Genomic DNA, 18276 nt, shown 5'->3' with positions numbered 1-18276 from the left:
GGGGGGCGAATGCGATGCGTCAATAGCAAATATGAACATTGTTCAAAAATATTTTCGGCGCCGTTGACTTAGTTGGAGTTCTTGACGTCAGCGGCTTCTGCTTTGACGGTGGGATTAGAGGTCGGGGCTGTTCTCCGGCGAGGGGATATCTCATGACCGACTTTCTTTTGCTTGCCTTTATTTTTCTGGTCGCGGGCGTGGTCTCGGTGCCGATTGCCTCGCGCCTTGGTCTTGGGTCGGTGCTTGGGTATCTGATTGCGGGGATATTGATCTCGCCGCTGCTTGCGGTGCTGCACGTGGATGTCGTGTCGATCCAGCATTTTGCGGAATTCGGCGTGGTCATGATGCTGTTTCTGGTTGGGCTGGAGCTAGAGCCGAAGCATCTGTGGGGAATGCGCCGTCAGCTTTTTGGGCTGGGCGGAGGTCAGGTATTGCTTTCCACGGTTGCTGTAATGGGTGTTGCAATGATGTTCGGGCAGGCTTGGACGATTGCCTTGGCGATGGGTTTGGTGCTGGCTCTGTCATCGACGGCGATCGTTTTGCAAACGCTGAACGAGAAGGGGCTGATGAAGTCGGATGGCGGCGAGGCGAGCTTTTCGGTGCTGCTGGCTCAGGATATCGCGGTGATCCCGATCCTTGCGCTGATCCCACTTTTGGCCATGCCGGACCTGATGGACACAGCATCGGCCTTAGTGGATGGGCATGGAACGACGGAAATTCATGCCTCCCAAGATGCTCATGGTGACGAAGACCACAAATCGTCCTTGAGCCTTGTAAGTGGATTGAACGGTTGGCAGACGGCTCTGGTCAACCTGGCAGCCATTGCCACGGTTATTCTGGGCGGCAACTATCTGACGCGACCGCTCTTTCGATTCATCGCGCTTGCAGGGCTGCGCGAGATTTTTGTCGCCGCTGCCCTGATGGGCGTGGTCGGCATTGCTCTCTTGATGAGCCTGGTGGGCCTTTCACCTGCTTTGGGAACGTTCTTGGCGGGTGTTGTTCTTGCGAACAGCGAATATCGGCACGAGTTGGAATCCGACATCGATCCCTTTCGGGGACTTTTGCTGGGACTGTTCTTCATGACTGTCGGCGCGGGCATTGACTTTGGCCTGCTGTTCGAAAGCCTTGCATTGGTGATCGCGATGACCGTTGGCCTGATGGTGATCAAAGGTGGTATCCTGTTCGTTCTGGCCACGATTTTCGGCTTGCGCGGCTCTGACAGGTGGCTTCTGGCGCTCGGCATCGCACAGGCAGGGGAGTTTGGATTTGTCCTGCTCAGTTTCACTGTTGCCAGTTCCGTGATTCCTCAGACTGTTGCGGATCAGCTTTTGCTGGTGATTGCGCTGTCGATGGTTCTGACGCCCGCGCTGTTCATTCTTTACGACCGCGTGATCGCACCGCGCTATGTCCGAGCCGCTGCTGATCGCGAGGAGGATACGATCGAAGAGCAAGGAAATGTGATCATTGCAGGATACGGGCGCATGGGTACGGTGATCGATCGGATGATGGAGGCTGCTGGTTATACGACCACAGTGATTGACTACAGCTCGCAGCAAATCGACAATTTGCGCAAATTCGGAGGCAGTGCCTATTATGGCGATGCGACGCGTCCCGACCTTTTGGCGGCTGCCGGCATTGCGAAAGCCAAGATTTTGGTGATCGTCATCGATGACGAACACAAGATCACCGAACTGACGAAGTATGCGATCGCGAACTATCCAGACCTGCACGTGATTGCCCGCGCCCGCACGCGCCATCATGTCTATCACCTTTGGGCCGTCGGTTGCCGCGATATCATCCGAGAGACGTATGACAGTGCCGTGCGCATCGGGCGATCGGCCTACGAAGCCATGGGAGTTCCCAAAGACCGTGCCGAAAGGATGGCGGATATCTTTAACGAGAACGATCGTCGCTCAATGATTGCTCTGGCGGATGTGTTTGATCTTGAAACTCCCCCAGCCGAAAACGCAGCCTATATCGCGGCGGTGCTAAAGATCCGCGAAAGCTGGCTACTTGAATTGGCGACGCAGGTGAAGGCAGTCCGGGACGGAGCGGGTGCCGTAGAGTTGGAAAAAGACTGAAAGGTAAGCGCGCTCAAGGCCTGACATAGTGACCCTTTGCCGTTTCGAAAAACCCTAACGGTTTGCGGTACCCGCCTTTTTGGGTGCCATGCCACCGATGGTGCCAGCCTGTTGTCCGCATTCCAAAACCGCAAGGCGACCGAAAAAATACCCTTGAAGCACATCGCAAACCGGTCTGGGGAACAGTTCGGGTTGCTCCTGTGTTTCCACATCCTCGGCTGTGGCCTGTGTCCCCAACTTTTTGCAAGACAAGAAGGCTTGCCATGATTTCCAGCGACCGCTTGGGGTTGTCATTCAGACTCGCGAAAAGGGGTTGGTCGGCTTTAATTCTGTTATCGGGCAAATCCAGAAGTGAACTAAGCCTCAGTATTTAGGCGCAATACTCCTGGACAGCGGGTTTAATACGAGATCTTCGATGCGATTTTACTATACCCGGAATGATGCCAGCGACCTGACAGGTGCAGGTGTCAGGCAGGAAACCAGCGAATCGCGAAGGTTTCGTCTAGGCGGCCAGGCCCTTTGATCCGATGTTGAGGAATTTCTTGCGGCGCTCGCGGCGGACTTCATCGCGCGACAGGCTTGCAAGCTTGGTGATCATATCGTCGATACACTCGCCTACCGCCTTGATCGCCGCCGAGGCACCGCGCTGGGCGCCGCCCATGGGTTCGGCGATGATACGGTCGATGACACCAAGCTTGTGCAGATCCTGCGCTGTGAGGCGCAGCGCTTCGGCGGCCTCGCGCATTTTTTCAGCGTCCTTCCAGAGGATCGAGGCGCAGCCTTCGGGTGAAATCACCGAGTAAACCGAGTGTTCCAGCATCGCGACGCGGTTCGCAGTTGCAAAAGCGACGGCCCCGCCGGAGCCGCCTTCGCCGATGATGACACTAACCAGCGGGACACCAAGCTGCAGGCATTTTTCGGTCGAGCGCGCGATGGCCTCGGATTGGCCGCGTTCTTCGGCGCCTTTGCCGGGGTAGGCGCCGGGTGTGTCGACAAGCGTGACGACCGGCACATTGAAGCGGTCGGCCAGATCCATGAGGCGGATGGCCTTGCGATAGCCTTCGGGACGGGCCATGCCGAAATTACGCTCAATCCGCGAGTTCGTGTCGTTGCCCTTTTCGTGGCCGATCACCATCACGGGTCGTCCGTCGAGCCGCGCCAGACCACCCATGACCGAGTGGTCGTCGGCAAAGTTGCGGTCCCCCGCGAGCGGCGTGTATTCGGTGAAGAGAGCCTCGATGTAGTCTTTGCAATGCGGTCGGTTCGGGTGCCGTGCGACTTGGCATTTGCGCCAGGGAGAGAGGTCCTTGTAGAGGTCCTTCAGAAGCTGTTCTGCCTTTTTATCAAGGGCTTTGGCTTCTTTTTCGACGTCCATCTCTTTGTTGGCGCGGCCCATCGCGCGCAGCTCTTCGGCCTTGCCTTCAATCTCGGCGAGAGGTTTTTCGAATTCGAGGTAGCTCTGCATGCCCCGGCCTTTCCTGACCTTTGTGATTTTGGACTATATGGCCTTCGCTGTCGTGTCGCGCAAGGATTTATGGGGCGCGGCTCGGTTCTCTGTTGGAGTCTTCCCAGAGATCTTCGGGCTCATTGAAGCCGTCAGTGTGGCTTCCTGGCTGTCAGCAGGTTGATAGAGGCGGGGATGGCGCAGCCGCCGTCGGGCTGTTCAAACTGGACGAAATCTGCCGCGATAGCGTCTTCGATCGCCTTCTGAGCGGCGCTGTCGGCTTCAAAGTGGGAAATTGCCCGCTTGGCGGCACTGATGCGACAACAAAGGTTCGCGAAGGCGCGGGCGCCTTTTGGATGCCGCAGCTGAACGGTTTCAACGCGACAGGCGACATCGATCAGGCCGCCTTTGGCGAGACGCCCGCAAGCCAGGTCGACGTCAGCGAGACCCATTGGACCGGGTGTGTTGAGTTCGATTTTCGGGGGTTGACCGAGGTGGGCGACGGCATGCTGTGTCGGGATTTTCCAGAATGGATTGTCACTGGGCGGCGCCCATGCAGCGAACGCGATGCGGCCACCGGGTTTCAGGGCGCGGGCGATATTGGCAAAGGCCGCAGGGGGATCGGCGAAAAACATGACGCCAAAGCGTGAGATCGCCAAATCGTAGTCCATATCAGGCCAGTCGGTGATCTGGGCGTCCGCAAGGAGCGTTTGAAACTGCGGCAGGTCGCGACCGCGCTTGTTGGCACAGTCCAGAAGAGGTTTCGAGATGTCCGTGGCCAGCACGTGGCCGGTCGGGCCAACGGCCTCTGCGGCCATCAGAGACAAAGCACCGGCGCCCGACCCGATATCCAGAATTCGCTCACCTTTCCGCGGTTCAGCATGACGCATCACAAGGTCCGCCACTTCGGCGAGCTGTGTATCCATTTCCTCCTGCGAGGTTACCCAGCTTTGGCCAGAGGGTCCGGACCAGAAGTCACGTTCGCTTGCATTGCCGGTGTCTGTCATGAGGCCTGCTCCGAATTGGCTATCGCAACCATACACGCGCATAAGGGGCGAGCGCTATATTTCCGTTCTTCAGTGCTACGGGGTTGTCGGAGAGAGCGTCGTGCAGGTCGCGCACACCGTGGGTCAAGGCCCATTCGCCGGGCACTGAGGTCCAGTTTTCGGTAAAGTTGAAAAGGCAAAGGAGGGCGCCGGTCGGAGCTTCGTGGGTCAGGGCAAAGAGGCCGGGTTCCGGTGTATCAATGATGTGGGTCGGGTGGCCTGTGTGAAGTTCCGGAGTTGCCTTGCGGCGGCTCATGATGGTGCGCGTGCCCTGAAACACAAGTGCTTCTGCGGTTTCACTGCCGTCCGCTTTCGCTGAGGATACTCGGTTCCAGTCCATCTTTGGGCGGTGGATCCAACGGCTGTCGTGCGCCTTTTCCGGATCCTTAAGATAGCCGGAATCGTTCAGCATGGCGATTTCGTCACCCATGTAGATCAGCGGTATACCTCCGAAGGAGGCAATCAAAGCATGGCCCAGGAGTATGCGATCAACGCTGCGTTGGATGGCGATCTTGTCGCCGCTTTCGAGGGCCGTTTCGAGACCTGTGAGCGAGGCGAAACTGCCGCAAATGCGACTGTCACCGGTTTGTTCGTTAACCCCGAAGAGCGTGCCGCGCGCGAAGCTGCCGGGGAAATCCCCGGTATAGAAATCACGCAGGAATGCGCGGTGGCCGTGGCCTGTTGCGCCAACTTCGGCGGCGTCTTGGTCGGTGATCGCCCAGCCGATATCGTCGTGGCAACGAATGTACGTAGCGTAAGTGGCATTGCGCAGTAGTGTCGGAAAATGCGTGCGCAGAACATGTGTCATAAGAGACGTATCGCGGGTCGCCAGAGCGGACCAGAACTGCACCATAAGTGAGTTGTGATAGGCGAGGTTACCCTCTTTTCCGTCATGAGCGCCACGACCGAGGTAGGGTAGCATTTCCTCGGGGCCGACTATGGCCTCTTCAAGGTGGATGACCGCCGGGCAGGCAATGCGGCAGACGGCACGCAGCGCTTGCAAGATCATGTGGACTTCGGGCTCGGACTGGCATCGCGTGCCCATGCGTTTCCACATGAAGGCCACTGCATCCAGTCGCAGTACATCGACACCCTTGTTGGCGAGGTAGAGCATGACTTCGGCGATCTCGAGGAAGACTTCGGGGTTGGCCCAGTTCAAGTCCCATTGGTGGGTGTTGAACGTGGTCCAGACCCATTTCTGTAGCGTGTCGTCGAAGGTGTAATTGCCGGGGGCGTGTTCGGGGAAGACTTCGGTCAGGGTTTTTTCGTATTGGTCCGGCAGGGCGCGGTCTTCGAAGATGTGGAAATAGGCCTGCTTGTCGGTGTCGCCTTTGCGCGCGGCTTCGGCCCATGCGTGTTCGCGGGCGGTATGGTTCAGAACAAGGTCGATGCAGAGCGACATGCCGCGCGCGCGCAGGGCGGCGGCGACGCGTTCGAAGTCTTCCATTGTTCCGTATTTCGGGTTGATCTGACGGTAATCCATGACGGAATAACCGCCATCGCTGTCGCCGGGGCGCGGTTTCAGGCAGGGCATGAGGTGAACGTATGTGACGCCCATTTCCTCGAGATAGTCGAGTTTGCCAAGGACTCCGTTCAGATCACCGGCAAACTGGTCAATGTAAAAGACATAGCCAACCATGTCGGGGCGTTGAAACCAGTCGGGCTCAAGGTCGCGCTTCATGTCGAGCCATTTCAGGTCGTCCGGGCGATCCTCCCAGGCTTCGAGCATGGCGGCTTCAAGCCGTGCTCGGACGTCCGAATAGCTTGGGTGACGGCCATAAAGCGCTTCGAGCATGTCGAAAAGATCGCGGCGCGAGCGTTCAAGGCGCAGTTTGAACAGGTTTTGATCGTGGGTTGAAAAGGTCATGGATGCGGCCAAAGTTGAGGACGCCCGTTCTAGTTTGGATATGCCCGGACTTAAATCAAAATGTGCGCAACGCGATCTCGGCGATTCGGCTTGGCGGTGTGCCGAATTTTCGTGAGAACTCCCGGCTGAACTGCGTCGCGCTTTCATAGCCAACTTCGAAACTGGCGCTGGATACCGAAACCCGGCCTTCCGCAAGTAGTCGGCGGGCTTCAATCATCCGCAGGTCCTTTTGGTACTGCAGTGGCGACGTTCCCGTGACGGCTTTGAAATGCTCGTGAAATGAAGAGGTGCTCATCCCGGCGAGGCTTGCGAGGTGAGATATTGAAAGTGGCGCGCGGAAGTCCTCGCGGATTGCACGAATGGCCTTTGCGATGCGGCTGGCGTGACTGCCAACAGACAGGAGATTGCGCAACATGCCGCCCGCAGGAGAGATCAGAAGGCGGAAGTGAATTTCGCGAAGAACCGATGGCCCAAGCACTTCGGCAGCCAATGAATCGTCGGCAAGTGCCAGATAGCGGCTCATGGGGTCCACCAGATCCTGACTGGCGCGAAATAGCGACAAAGCGGGAACCGATGATCTGGTGTCCTGCACGCCAACAAGCTCGTAGAGGCTGCGTGGGATCGAAATATCGAGAGACAGTATCAGTGCCAGGTATGGGCTTACCCGTGACGCCTTGGTGATGCGAGACGATACCGGCATGTCGTGGCTGACCAGCAGGGCGTCGCCCGCAGTCATGGACACGGTAGTGCCACCGGCGTTCAAAGTTTTGCCGCGCTGTAAGATCAGGCAGATAACGGGATCATAGACGACGGCTTCAAAATCGCTTGGCATCTCTCTCCGAAAGACGAAACACCCAGGCAATGCGCTATTTTCCTTGGAAAAACGGGTTGCGTGCCTTTCTGCGGGGGCTATGAGATCTTTGATTTCCATAGTCTACACTAACTCCTGATCCCATCCAGCGCACTCAAAAATCCGAGCGTCCGGAGAAACAGGCAGAACTCTTGGATGAATTGGCAGGCGTGGTACGCCTGTCGCGTCTAGTTTGAGGTTATGAAATCGAAACTTGGAGACAGGGTGCGCAAGATGACAACCTCAGACTTTACACTGAACGCCACGACAACGATGCCTGCCGTCGGTTTTGGGACTTATCTTATCACCAACGACCAGACCCCGGAGGCTGTGAAGGCCGCAATAGAGACGGGATACCGGCATATCGACACCGCGCAGGGGTACCAGAATGAAGAAGGTGTCGGAAAAGGCGTTAGAGCCGGTATCGAAGCTAAGGGTTTGCGGCGCGAAGACATTTTCGTGACGACCAAGCTGTGGCCCGGCAATCCCGCCTGGGGGCAGGAGCCGGCAGACGGTCCAGCCACACTCGCCGCTTTCGAGAACAGCCTTGAGACGCTCGGGTTCGACTACGTCGATTTGTACCTTATCCACGCGCCCTATGGCGGCGCGCATCGTATTGCGGAGTGGGAGGCGCTTCTTGAATTGAAAGCGCAGGGACGTGCGCGCGCCGCTGGAGTAAGCAATTTCAATTCGGACCATTTGGACGAGATCGAAGCCGCTGGTTTGCCCATGCCGGATGCAAATCAGGTTGAACTCCATCCGTGGTCACAAAAGACGGACCTGATTGGCAAAATGCGTGCTTTGGGAATCCAGCCAATAGCCTATTCAAGCCTTGCGCCGCTTTCGACTTGGCGAAGCGCGCCGGGTCAGGACAGCGCAAAATCGGATGAAATGAAGGTGGGTGGCGTAGATGCGCCATTTCAGGTGATGGCGCAAAAATATGGTGTCAGCGAAGCGCAGCTGTTGCTTCGCTGGGGTGTTCAGAATGGCTATGCGGTTTTACCGAAGAGTTTGAACGCCACCCGCATGGCGCAGAACCTCGATTTGTTTTCGTTCGAGATTGATGCGGACGACATGGCGACGATGCTTGAGATGGATCGAGGACTTAGCATTGCGTGGGCTACGGGCGATCCCAGTGAGGTAGATTGACCATGGGGGTGAGCCCCCGTTCTGACGGAGGGCAGTATCGGCGCGCCGGGCGGCTTTAGCGCCGATAACATCGGTTTCCCCTTGCGGAACCGGGACCTCGGGCGTATATGCCTCCTCAACAGCGGCGCTTCGGCTTCCACCCCCGACGCTCCACCGGAAATTTTCACGGGCCGCGCGCCCGTTTTTTTGTGCTCAATGCTTACGACCGAAAGATAGATGTCTGAACTGATCGCCAAAACCTCGATGGATCGCCGGATGGCCGAGATCATTACCCCAGTCATTGAAGACATGGGGTTCGAACTGGTCCGCGTGCGCCTGATGGGCGGAGAGACGAAGACGCTGCAGATCATGGCCGACAAGCCCGAAGGCGGGATTGAGGTTGATGACTGCGCCAAGATTTCGACGGCAGTGAGTGCGACTCTCGATGTCGAGGATCCGCTTGAGGACGCATACACGCTTGAGGTGTCCTCGCCCGGTATCGACCGACCATTGACGCGTCTTAAGGATTTCGATGCCTGGGACGGGTACGAAGTGAAGATCGAAACGACCGAAATGATCGACGGTCGCCGCCGCTTCAAGGGTGTGCTTCAGGGCACGGAAGACGGTGACGTTCTGATCGAGATCGAAGTTCATGGTGAACCGACGACGATCGGGCTGAAATACGAGTGGTTGTCGGATGCCAAACTGGTGCTGACCGACGACCTGATCCGCGATGTTTTGCGGGCCCGGAAAGACGCGGGCGACGTGGACGAAAAACAATTCGACGAAATACAGACCATCATTGATGGCGACGAGGAGACCTGAGAATGGCAATCACTTCCGCAAACCAGCTTGAACTTCTGCAAACGGCCGAGGCGGTCGCGCGCGAGAAGATGATCGACCCCGGTCTTGTGATCGAAGCGATGGAAGAAAGCCTCGCCCGTGCCGCGAAGTCGCGTTACGGCGCCGAGATGGACATCCGCGTGTCGATTGACCGCAAGACTGGCAAGGCGACGTTCACGCGCGTGCGCACCGTGATTGATCCGGAAGAGGAAGAGCTTGAGAACTATCAGGCGCAACTGACCGTCGAGCAGGCCAAGCAATATCTGGATGATCCCAAGATCGGTGACACGATTGTGGACGAAGTTCCGCCGGTTGAAATGGGCCGGATCGCGGCGCAGTCGGCCAAGCAGGTGATCTTGCAGAAAGTCCGTGAAGCCGAGCGGGATCGTCAGTACGAAGAATTCAAGGACCGCGCAGGCACGATCATCAACGGGCAGGTCAAACGCGAAGAATATGGCAACGTTATCGTCGACGTGGGCCGGGGCGAAGCTGTTCTGCGCCGCAACGAAAAGATCGGTCGCGAAAGCTATCGTCCGAACGACCGTATTCGCTGCTACATCAAGGAAGTGCGTCGCGAAGCCCGTGGGCCGCAAATCTTCCTGTCACGGACCGCACCGGAATTCATGGCCGAGCTGTTCAAGATGGAAGTGCCTGAGATCTACGACGGTATCATCGAAATCAAGGCCGTGGCCCGCGATCCCGGCAGTCGCGCGAAGATCGCTGTGATTTCCTATGACAGCTCGATTGACCCGGTTGGTGCCTGCGTTGGTATGCGTGGTTCGCGCGTGCAGGCCGTTGTGAACGAACTTCAGGGCGAAAAGATCGACATCATTCCGTGGAATGAAGATGCACCGACGTTCCTTGTGAATGCGTTGCAGCCTGCTGAGGTGTCCAAGGTTGTTCTGGACGAAGAAGCCGGCAAGATCGAAGTCGTCGTACCGGAAGAACAGTTGAGCCTTGCGATCGGTCGTCGCGGTCAGAACGTGCGTCTGGCGTCTCAGTTGACCCATCTCGACATCGACATCATGACGGAAGAAGAAGAATCAGCGCGTCGTCAGGCCGAGTTCGAGCTGCGCACTAAGCTGTTCATGGATACGCTGGATCTGGACGAATTCTTCGCGCAGCTTCTGGTGTCCGAAGGCTTTACCAATCTTGAAGAAGTCGCCTACGTCGAGGCAGAAGAGCTTCTGGTCATCGACGGCGTGGACGAAGATACCGCAAGCGAGCTTCAGGCCCGTGCGCGCGATTATCTGGAAGCCGAGAACAAGAAGGCGCTTGAACATGCCCGCGAATTGGGCGCCGAGGACAGCCTCATTGATTTCGAGGGTCTGACACCCCAAATGGTTGAGGCGCTTGCACAAGACGATGTGAAAACGCTGGAAGACTTTGCAACTTGCGCAGACTGGGAGCTGGCTGGCGGCTGGACTACGGTCAACGGCGAGCGCGTCAAGGACGACGGCGTTCTCGAGAAATTCGACGTTTCGCTAGAGGAAGCGCAGACACTGGTCATGACCGCACGTATCCAGCTTGGCTGGGTCGATCCTGCGGATCTTGCAACCGACGACGCCGCAGATGGTGAAGACGGTGAAGAGCAGGAGGTCGGGGCCTGATCTCAGGCCTCGGTTGGTGCCCATGTCACGCGGTGGCAAGGACAAGACGCGCGACGATCCTGAACGTCGCTGCATCGCCACGGGCGAGGCGCAGCCCAAGCGTGGGCTGATCCGATTTGCGGTGTCTCCGGACGGCTTTGTCGTGCCGGATGTGCTGGAGAAACTTCCGGGGCGCGGCATCTGGGTCGCGGCGGATCGTGCCGCGCTTGAGACGGCGGTGAAGAAGGGCTTGTTCGCGCGGGCGGCAAAACAGGCGGTCACAGTGCCTGAAACGCTGGTGGCCGATGTGGAAGCCTTGTTGGTGCGTCGGTTGATTGACGGCGTGTCGATGGCACGCAAAGCGGGGCGCGCGATTGCCGGTTACGAAAAGGTGCGTGACTGGCTTGGCAAGGAAGAAGCGCGCATCCTTTTTCAGGCCTCTGACGGGTCGGAAAGAGGCAAGTCAAAGCTCCATGCCCCGGGCGGAAGGGGTAGTTATTTCGAGGTGTTAACAGCCTCAGAATTGGGTTTGTCCTTTGGGCGCGAACGTGTGATACATGCGGCGCTCGGTTTTGGCGGACTCACTGAACGGATCAGAGAGGACGCCATCCGGCTATCTGGCGTTCGCGAAGTGGACGGTGGCGTTGCTACCGGAAAGGTAAAGTAGACCATATGAGCGATAATGACGGCAAAAAGACTCTGGGGCTGCGCGGCAGCCGTCCAGGACAGGTAAAGCAAAGCTTTAGCCATGGCCGGACCAAGAGCGTCGTGGTTGAGACCAAACGTAAGCGTGTCGTGGTTCCTAAGCCCGGCGCGGCGAAATCGGCTGGTGGTGCAGGCGGGGCGTCTTCGCCTGCGTCGGACCCATCCAAGCGTCCAGCAGGCATTTCCGACGCCGAACTCGAGCGTCGTATGAAGGCTTTGGCCGCGGCCAAAGCTGTTGAAGCGGAAGAAGCGGAGGCGCGCGAAGCCGACGAAAAGGCGCGCGCGGAAGACCGTGATCGCCGCCGGGCCGAAGCCGAAGCCAAGGAACAGGAAGAGCGCGAACGCGAAGAGCGTGCCAAGGCCAAGGCCGAGGAAGACGAGCGCCTTGCGCGGGAAGCGGCCGAAGCCAAAGCGCGCGCCGATGCGCCTGCGGTTCCGTCCGAGCCTACACCTGACGCTGCCCCTCGCAGCAATGCGACCAAACCGGCAGCGGCACCGCGTCGCGACCGCGGCGATGATCGCGAAACCCGCAAGGCGAAGCCAACGCGCGATGACGGTGGTCGTCGTGGCGGCAAGCTGACGCTGAACCAGGCTTTGACCGGTGGTGAAGGTGGACGTCAGAAGTCCATGGCCGCCATGAAGCGCAAACAGGAACGCGCCCGTCAAAAGGCGATGGGCGGGACTGTCGAGCGTGAAAAGGTCATGCGTACGGTGCAATTGCCCGAGGCGATTACCGTTGGTGAACTTGCAAACCGCATGTCCGAGCGTGTGGCCGACGTGGTGAAATCGCTGATGACCAGTGGTATCATGGCGACTCAGAACCAGACGATTGACGCCGATACAGCCGAGCTGATTATCGAGGAATTCGGTCACAAGGTGCAGCGCGTCTCTGACTCGGATGTCGAGCAGGTCATCGAGACGGTCAAAGACAAGGAAGAGGATCTTCAGGATCGTCCTCCTGTAATCACCGTTATGGGTCACGTTGACCACGGCAAGACATCGCTTCTGGACGCGATCCGCAACGCAAAGGTTGTGGCAGGTGAGGCTGGCGGTATCACGCAGCACATCGGTGCGTATCAGGTCGAACAGGGCGGCAATAAACTGACGTTCCTCGATACTCCGGGCCATGCGGCATTCACGTCAATGCGGGCGCGTGGTGCGCAAGTGACGGACATTGTTGTTCTGGTTGTGGCAGCCGACGATGCGGTGATGCCGCAGACGATCGAAGCGATCAACCATGCGAAAGCGGCCAAAGTGCCGATGATCGTGGCGATCAACAAGATCGACCGTCCGGATGCCAACCCTGACAAGGTGCGGACCGATCTGCTTCAGCACGAAGTGATCGTCGAGAAAATGTCGGGCGATGTGCAGGACGTCGAAGTGTCTGCGATCAACGGCACGGGTCTGGACGATCTGCTTGAGGCGATTGCGCTTCAGTCGGAGATTCTGGAACTGAAGGCCAACCCGAATCGCGCCGCGACCGGTGCGGTAATCGAAGCCCAACTTGATGTAGGTCGCGGTCCTGTCGCGACGGTTCTTGTGCAGAACGGCACGCTTCGTCAGGGCGATATCTTCGTCGTGGGCGAGCAGTGGGGCCGTGTGCGCGCGATGGAAAACGACCATGGCGAGCGTGTGAAAGAGGCTGGACCATCCGTGCCTGTCGAGGTGCTGGGTCTGAACGGCACGCCGGAAGCAGGCGACGTGTTGAACGTTGTTGAAACGGAAGCGCAGGCGCGCGAAATCGCGGAGTACCGCGAGAAAGCCGCCAAGGACAAACGCGCAGCAGCAGGTGCGGCGGTCACGCTGGATCAGCTGATGGCCAACGCCAAGGCGAACGAAGACGTCAGCGAGTTGCCAATTCTGGTCAAAGCCGACGTGCAGGGTTCCGCGGAAGCGATCGTGCAGGCGATGGAGAAAATCGGCAACGACGAAGTGCGTGTCCGCGTTCTTCATTCCGGCGTTGGCGCGATCACCGAAAGCGACATCGGTCTGGCGGAAGCCAGCGGTGCGCCTGTGATCGGCTTCAACGTGCGTGCCAATGCTCCGGCGCGGAATTCGGCCAACCAGAAGGGCGTTGAAATCCGCTATTACAGCGTGATCTACGACCTTGTGGACGACGTCAAAGCGGCCGCATCGGGTCTGTTGTCCGCCGAGGTCCGCGAAAAGTTCATCGGCTACGCAAAGATCAAAGAGGTCTTCAAGGTCTCTAATGTTGGCAAGGTTGCCGGTTGTCTTGTGACTGAAGGTGTTGCGCGTCGTTCGGCGGGTGTGCGTCTTCTGCGCGACGATGTTGTGATCCACGAAGGGACGCTGAAGACCCTCAAGCGCTTCAAGGACGAAGTGCCCGAGGTTCAGTCCGGTCAGGAATGCGGTATGGCGTTCGAGAACTACGAAGATATCCGCCCCGATGACGTGATCGAGATCTTCGAGCGCGAAGAGGTCGAGCGTTCGCTGAAGTAAACGGCGTCACAGTTTGGAAAAAGCCCCGCTATCCAGCGGGGCTTTTTTCGTTTCAGGGACGCTGCATTTTCAGAATGGCTTCCTGGCGCGTGCTGACACCGAGTTTGGCGAAAATGCCAGTGATCTGGTTGCGCACCGTCTTGTCGCTCACCCCAAGATCGCGTGCGATTTCCTTGTTGCTCTTCGCGGCGCAAATCCCGTCCAGAACCTGACGCTCGCGGGGTGTGAGCGGGTTCGAGGTCTCGGGCGCGGATGCTCCAACGAACGCGAGAATCTGCGTGCAAAATGCCTCCCAGGCCGGCTCTTGTTCCTGAAGGATGTGATTGTTGGACGGCAGCACGACAAGTTCAGCGGACGGAATTGAGCGGGCCAGAAAGCGCGCTTCTTCCAGCGGTGCAATGTTGTCGCCCTTGGCGTGAATGACCAGAGTCGGGCATTCAACGTTTCTCAGGGCTGCGGTTGCATCCATGTCACCTCGTGCAGCAAGCAATTCGGCTCCGATCTCGGGAGACGTGGCGCGGCCGCAAAGATCATTGAACCATTGGACTTTCTCCGGGTTTCCATCGGGGATGAACCGCTTGGTAAAAACCTCGCGAAAGGTCGGGTTTGACGAATCCCAGCCCATACGGAACACGTCGATGATCGCCGCATAGAACTTCGCGGCTTCGGGGTTGTTGCGGTGATTGACCCCGCGCGCATACCCGCCACAGAGGATCAGATGCGATACGTCTTCAGGATGTCTGGCCGCATATTCAACAGCAGCGCCGGTGCCTTGGGACATTGCCAGAAGCGCGAAGGGCTTTGGTATTTTGGCGGCATCTATGACCCGTTCAAGGTCATTCGTCCACGACGTCAGGTTCAGCGCCCCGGTCTTGCGGTCCGACAGTCCGCAACCGCGTTCATCGTATCTCAGATAGTCGAAATGGCCTTCAAGAAAGCGCACCCAGTGAGACCAGACCGGGCTTTCGGCATCGTACTCAAGGTGCGTCAACCAAGCTGCCGCTTTCACCAAAGGCGGCCCCTTTCCGGTTCGGGACCACGCAAGCGACAGCCCATCGTGCGTTTCGATGAAGCGAACGGGCGTCATTTTCCGGCACGTCGGGTCATCTGTCCTATCACTTTCTGCACGCCAGCACCTGACTTGGGACATCTGTCCGATATCACCAGAGAAGCCGGACGGTCATTCTCAGTCTTACCAACCAGATGAAAATGACAAGCAAAAGGAACCGACGCCATGAAACTCAGCCATTTTGTCTTTGCCGGAATGAACGGCGCAACCGATCGACGGGCCCGCGAACAGGAAATCGCCCGACAGCAGGGGCGTGCGGGAGCGCAAAACCGAAAAGATCGCTCAAAGCTCTATTCAGCGCGTATTTGGCTGTAGGAAGTGCCAGAAAAAGCAAAAGGCGCGCCGTCTCCTTGACGACGCGCCTTTGCCTTAACCTGTAGGTTCGCACAGGTTTCCGTGAGCTTACCGCTTCGGATGAGGGGTCAGACCGGGCGTCCGTAAAAAAGTCGTTGGCCCACTTTGATAGCAATACGTCCGTCCGAGAGCGCGTGGACAAAGCGCCCCTGCACAAACACGCAACTTCCCAGAAGGATCGTTCTAATCACACCGTCGCCCCCGCCATCGGTGAGATAAAATTACACGAAACTGTTACAATTGATACAAGTTATTGTGCGCACAAAGTGCGCAAATGCTCACGATACGATCGCCTATAGCCAGTCGCGCAGAATTGGGATCAGCGGAATATCGGCGGGGGGCATCGGGTATTCGCGCAGATCACGGGCGAATACCCACCTTAGTGTCTGGCCTTCCTGCGCCACTGGCGTGCCTTGCCATTTGCGACACGCAAAGAGCGGCATGAGGAGGTGAAAATCGTCGTAGGAATGACTTGCGAAGGTCAACGGCGCGAGGCAACTGGCCCATGTGTCGATCCCAAGTTCTTCTCGAAGTTCTCGAATCAGGGCTGCTTCCGGCGTTTCGCCGGGTTCGACCTTTCCACCGGGAAACTCCCAGAGGCCGGCCATGGACTTGCCCTCCGGGCGTTGGGCGATGAGAACGCGCCCGTCAGGGTCGACAAGTGCGACCGCAGAGACGAGCACTGATTTCACGACCGATAGTCTGCGTTGATGGCGATATATTGTGCGGTGAGGTCGCAAGTGTAGACGGTCGACTTGCCTTCGCCGATACCAAGATCGACGCCAATGTACACTTCGTCGCCTTTCATATGCTCGGTGGCCGCAGCCTCGTCATAACCGTCAGCAACCTGACCATTCCGGGCGACTTCGACTTTTCCGAACCAGATCGACAAGCGGTCGCGGTCGGCCTCTGCGCCGGATTTTCCGACGGCCATGACAACGCGACCCCAGTTTGCGTCCTCTCCGGCAATCGCGGTTTTGACAAGTGGCGAATTGGCGATGGCCATCGCGACTTGTTTCGCGTCCGCGTCCGAGGTCGCGCCATTTACCGAAACGGTCACGAACTTCGTTGCGCCCTCGCCGTCGCGAACGACCTGTTTGGCAAGATCGTTCATGACGTCGAAAAGGGCGGCCGCAAAGCGGCCATTGCCCGCAACGTCCACACCTGACGCGCCGGTTGCAGCAACAAGAAGCGTGTCCGACGTGGACGTATCGCTGTCTACCGTAATGCAGTTGAACGTGCCGTTGCACAGGCCAGACACCAGAGGCTGAAGATCGTCAAAACCGACTTTTGCGTCCGTGAAGATATAGACCAGCATCGTCGCCATATCGGGGGCGATCATGCCGGAACCCTTTGCAATCCCCGCGATAGAGACTGTCTTGCCGTCGATTTCGACGGTCTGCGCCGCGCCCTTTGGAAAGGTGTCGGTTGTCATGATCGCTTTGGCCGCGTCTGCGATGCCGTCGGCTTTCAGTGAGTTGCCAAGATCAGAGATGACGCGTGTGATCCGCTCGTAGGGCAAGGGCTGACCGATGACGCCGGTCGACGAGGTAAAGACGCGCGCTGCCGGAACGTTGATTGTTGACGCCACCGTTGCCGTCAGCGCTTGCACGGCCTCCACACCCTTTATGCCGGTGAATGCGTTGGAGTTACCCGAGTTCACGAGGATAGCCGCAGCACCGTCGGACGGCCCGCCCAGCTTTTCCTGACAGTCCAGCACGGGCGCAGCCCGTGTTTTCGAGCGCGTGAAAGTTCCCGCAATTGTCGTGCCCGGCGATAGTTCGGCCAGCATGACGTCAGTGCGACCCTGATATTTGACACCCGCCGCGATTGTCGCAAAGCGGACGCCGTCGATCACCGGAAGGTCGGGGAAACCGCCCTTTGGTGCCAAAGGGGAGACAGGCAAGGGGCCAGCCATGGTTTATTTCTCCAGCAGGGAAAGATCGTCGAGCAGTGCCGGATCGATCTCTTCGATTGTGATGCGCGTGATATCGGCGCCTTCGGTCAATTCAGCGACGCGGGCTTCCACGGCCACCTGGCGCAACTGAGCGATCAGATCACCGCGCACGGCTTCAAGTGGCGGGGCTTCGGTCACGCGGGTTTCGTTCAGGCGGATGACATGCCAGCCGAACTGCGTCTGGACAGGCGCGGACACTGTGCCTGCCTCCATCGCGACGACCGCTTCTTCAAACGGAGCGACCATTGCGCCGGTACCGAACCAGCCAAGCTGGCCGCCGTTCGGGCCGGAAGGTCCGGTTGATTTTTCCTGCGCCACCAGAGCGAATTCTGCACCTGCCGCGATTTCCTCGATGATGGCCAAAGCCTCTTCTTCGGTTTCGACGAGGATGTGCGAGGCGTTGTACTCGGTTTCGGCATCGATCTCAGCATAGGTTTCCTCATAGGCCGCCTGAAGAGCTTCGTCCGTGATCGCCTCGTCGGTGATGCCCTGGATCAGCTCGGAAGCGCGCAAGGCACGCTCCTCGTTTTCCAGCGTGGCTTGCGATCCGGGGGACAGGCCGTCGCCCGATTGACCCAGAACAGTTTGCTGCACCAGTTGATCCAGAATGCCGTTGAAGAGCACGTCCGCCGGTAGTGACTGATACTGAGCGGGCAGGCGCTGTTTCAACACGATCATGTGCGCCAGTGTGATATCCACACCATTCACCGTCGCCACAACCGTATCGGCGGATGCGTGACCCTCAGCGTGGATTGGCGTAGATAGCGCGAAAAGCGCAACACAAGCTGCAGAAAACGTCTGTTTAAAAGCCATTATTTACCCTCTCTCGGTGCCGCAGCGGTAGGCGACGTTGACAGTGTGAAACCGCGCGCTTACATCCCGT

15 protein-coding genes are annotated in these 18276 nt (G+C 58.2%); 7 read left to right on the top strand and 8 right to left on the bottom strand.

All coding sequences use genetic code 11. From position 1 onward, the window contains the following. Positions 1-152: 152 nt before the first annotated feature. Positions 153-2081 (top strand): cation:proton antiporter domain-containing protein, encoded by a 1929-nt coding sequence (locus BOA8489_RS15130; protein ID WP_093975146.1) that lies wholly within the window; start codon positions 153-155, stop codon positions 2079-2081. 502 nt (positions 2082-2583) lie between these two features. On the opposite strand, the gene BOA8489_RS15120 is transcribed toward BOA8489_RS15130, so the two are convergent. From BOA8489_RS15120 to BOA8489_RS15105, 4 genes are all read right to left on the bottom strand, one after another. Beyond that, entirely contained in the window at positions 2584-3546 is a 963-nt protein-coding gene (locus tag BOA8489_RS15120; RefSeq protein WP_093975144.1) for an acetyl-CoA carboxylase carboxyltransferase subunit alpha, read from the bottom strand. A 131-nt stretch (positions 3547-3677) separates the two neighbouring features. Beyond that, complete coding sequence (locus BOA8489_RS15115) at positions 3678-4532, bottom strand: class I SAM-dependent methyltransferase (protein ID WP_176440329.1); 855 nt, start codon at positions 4530-4532, stop codon at positions 3678-3680. A gap of 19 nt (positions 4533-4551) precedes the next feature. Next, the gene (locus BOA8489_RS15110; RefSeq protein WP_093975142.1) at positions 4552-6438 is read right to left on the bottom strand and encodes an alpha-amylase family protein; all 1887 of its coding nucleotides are present in this window, start codon (positions 6436-6438) and stop codon (positions 4552-4554) included. Between the two features lie 55 nt (positions 6439-6493). Next, positions 6494-7369, bottom strand: coding sequence for an AraC family transcriptional regulator (locus BOA8489_RS15105; RefSeq protein ID WP_093975141.1), 876 nt, complete (start codon positions 7367-7369; stop codon positions 6494-6496). Positions 7370-7522: 153 nt separating this feature from the next. Here BOA8489_RS15105 and BOA8489_RS15100 point away from each other — a divergent pair, with 153 nt between their 5' ends. The 5 genes from BOA8489_RS15100 to infB all read left to right on the top strand — a co-directional run bounded on the left by BOA8489_RS15100 (position 7523) and on the right by infB (position 14013). Next, positions 7523-8437 carry an aldo/keto reductase gene (locus BOA8489_RS15100; RefSeq protein ID WP_093975140.1) on the top strand — a complete coding sequence of 305 codons (915 nt, stop codon included), beginning with the start codon at positions 7523-7525 and terminating at the stop codon, positions 8435-8437. A gap of 216 nt (positions 8438-8653) precedes the next feature. Further along, entirely contained in the window at positions 8654-9241 is a 588-nt protein-coding gene (gene rimP / locus BOA8489_RS15095; protein WP_093975139.1) for a ribosome maturation factor RimP, read from the top strand. Positions 9242-9243: 2 nt separating this feature from the next. After that, on the top strand, positions 9244-10869 hold the full coding sequence (gene nusA, locus BOA8489_RS15090) for a transcription termination factor NusA (RefSeq protein WP_093975138.1): 1626 nt from the start codon (positions 9244-9246) through the stop codon (positions 10867-10869). Between the two features lie 22 nt (positions 10870-10891). After that, a complete protein-coding gene (locus BOA8489_RS15085) occupies positions 10892-11515 on the top strand; it encodes an RNA-binding protein (RefSeq protein ID WP_093975137.1) in 624 nt (207 codons plus the stop codon). A gap of 5 nt (positions 11516-11520) precedes the next feature. Further along, complete coding sequence (gene infB / locus BOA8489_RS15080; protein ID WP_093975136.1) at positions 11521-14013, top strand: translation initiation factor IF-2; 2493 nt, start codon at positions 11521-11523, stop codon at positions 14011-14013. Between the two features lie 52 nt (positions 14014-14065). Here infB and BOA8489_RS20840 read toward each other — a convergent pair whose 3' ends face one another. Next, positions 14066-15100 carry an alpha/beta fold hydrolase gene (locus BOA8489_RS20840; RefSeq protein ID WP_281256204.1) on the bottom strand — a complete coding sequence of 345 codons (1035 nt, stop codon included), beginning with the start codon at positions 15098-15100 and terminating at the stop codon, positions 14066-14068. Between the two features lie 147 nt (positions 15101-15247). On the opposite strand from BOA8489_RS20840, the gene BOA8489_RS20520 reads away from it, so the two are divergent. Then, positions 15248-15397: a hypothetical protein gene (locus BOA8489_RS20520; protein ID WP_176440328.1), complete on the top strand. Its 150-nt coding sequence runs from the start codon at positions 15248-15250 to the stop codon at positions 15395-15397. 332 nt (positions 15398-15729) lie between these two features. Here the strand turns inward: BOA8489_RS20520 and mutT are convergent, their stop codons facing one another. The 3 genes from mutT to BOA8489_RS15055 are packed head-to-tail and all read right to left on the bottom strand — an operon-like array spanning position 15730 to position 18206. Continuing rightward, positions 15730-16128 (bottom strand): 8-oxo-dGTP diphosphatase MutT, encoded by a 399-nt coding sequence (gene mutT, locus BOA8489_RS15065; RefSeq protein WP_093975133.1) that lies wholly within the window; start codon positions 16126-16128, stop codon positions 15730-15732. Then, entirely contained in the window at positions 16125-17354 is a 1230-nt protein-coding gene (gene argJ, locus BOA8489_RS15060) for a bifunctional glutamate N-acetyltransferase/amino-acid acetyltransferase ArgJ (protein ID WP_093975132.1), read from the bottom strand. Before argJ ends, mutT begins: the two co-directional genes overlap by 4 nt. Before the next feature lie 3 nt (positions 17355-17357). Next, the gene (locus BOA8489_RS15055; protein ID WP_093975131.1) at positions 17358-18206 is read right to left on the bottom strand and encodes a peptidylprolyl isomerase; all 849 of its coding nucleotides are present in this window, start codon (positions 18204-18206) and stop codon (positions 17358-17360) included. Positions 18207-18276 lie beyond the last annotated feature (70 nt).

Origin of the sequence: Boseongicola aestuarii (assembly GCF_900184815.1) — a bacterium.
GTDB lineage: Bacteria > Pseudomonadota > Alphaproteobacteria > Rhodobacterales > Rhodobacteraceae > Boseongicola > Boseongicola aestuarii.
The sequence above is the reverse complement of the archived record's forward strand: the minus strand, read 5'-3'. Positions and strand labels throughout refer to the sequence as shown.

Bases quoted from the DNA above. Each gene is read 5' to 3' on its own strand.
- BOA8489_RS15115 (WP_176440329.1), bottom strand. From the start codon at position 4,532: ATGACAGACACCGGCAATGCAAGCGAACGTGACTTCTGGTCCGGACCC.
- BOA8489_RS15120 (WP_093975144.1), bottom strand. From the start codon at position 3,546: ATGCAGAGCTACCTCGAATTCGAAAAACCTCTCGCCGAGATTGAAGGC.
- BOA8489_RS15105 (WP_093975141.1), bottom strand. From the start codon at position 7,369: ATGGAAATCAAAGATCTCATAGCCCCCGCAGAAAGGCACGCAACCCGT.
- BOA8489_RS20840 (WP_281256204.1), bottom strand. From the start codon at position 15,100: ATGACGCCCGTTCGCTTCATCGAAACGCACGATGGGCTGTCGCTTGCG.
- nusA (WP_093975138.1), top strand. From the start codon at position 9,244: ATGGCAATCACTTCCGCAAACCAGCTTGAACTTCTGCAAACGGCCGAG.
- BOA8489_RS15085 (WP_093975137.1), top strand. From the start codon at position 10,892: ATGTCACGCGGTGGCAAGGACAAGACGCGCGACGATCCTGAACGTCGC.
- BOA8489_RS20520 (WP_176440328.1), top strand. From the start codon at position 15,248: ATGAAACTCAGCCATTTTGTCTTTGCCGGAATGAACGGCGCAACCGAT.
- BOA8489_RS15055 (WP_093975131.1), bottom strand. From the start codon at position 18,206: ATGGCTTTTAAACAGACGTTTTCTGCAGCTTGTGTTGCGCTTTTCGCG.
- argJ (WP_093975132.1), bottom strand. From the start codon at position 17,354: ATGGCTGGCCCCTTGCCTGTCTCCCCTTTGGCACCAAAGGGCGGTTTC.
- BOA8489_RS15100 (WP_093975140.1), top strand. From the start codon at position 7,523: ATGACAACCTCAGACTTTACACTGAACGCCACGACAACGATGCCTGCC.
- rimP (WP_093975139.1), top strand. From the start codon at position 8,654: ATGTCTGAACTGATCGCCAAAACCTCGATGGATCGCCGGATGGCCGAG.
- BOA8489_RS15110 (WP_093975142.1), bottom strand. From the start codon at position 6,438: ATGACCTTTTCAACCCACGATCAAAACCTGTTCAAACTGCGCCTTGAA.
- BOA8489_RS15130 (WP_093975146.1), top strand. From the start codon at position 153: ATGACCGACTTTCTTTTGCTTGCCTTTATTTTTCTGGTCGCGGGCGTG.
- infB (WP_093975136.1), top strand. From the start codon at position 11,521: ATGAGCGATAATGACGGCAAAAAGACTCTGGGGCTGCGCGGCAGCCGT.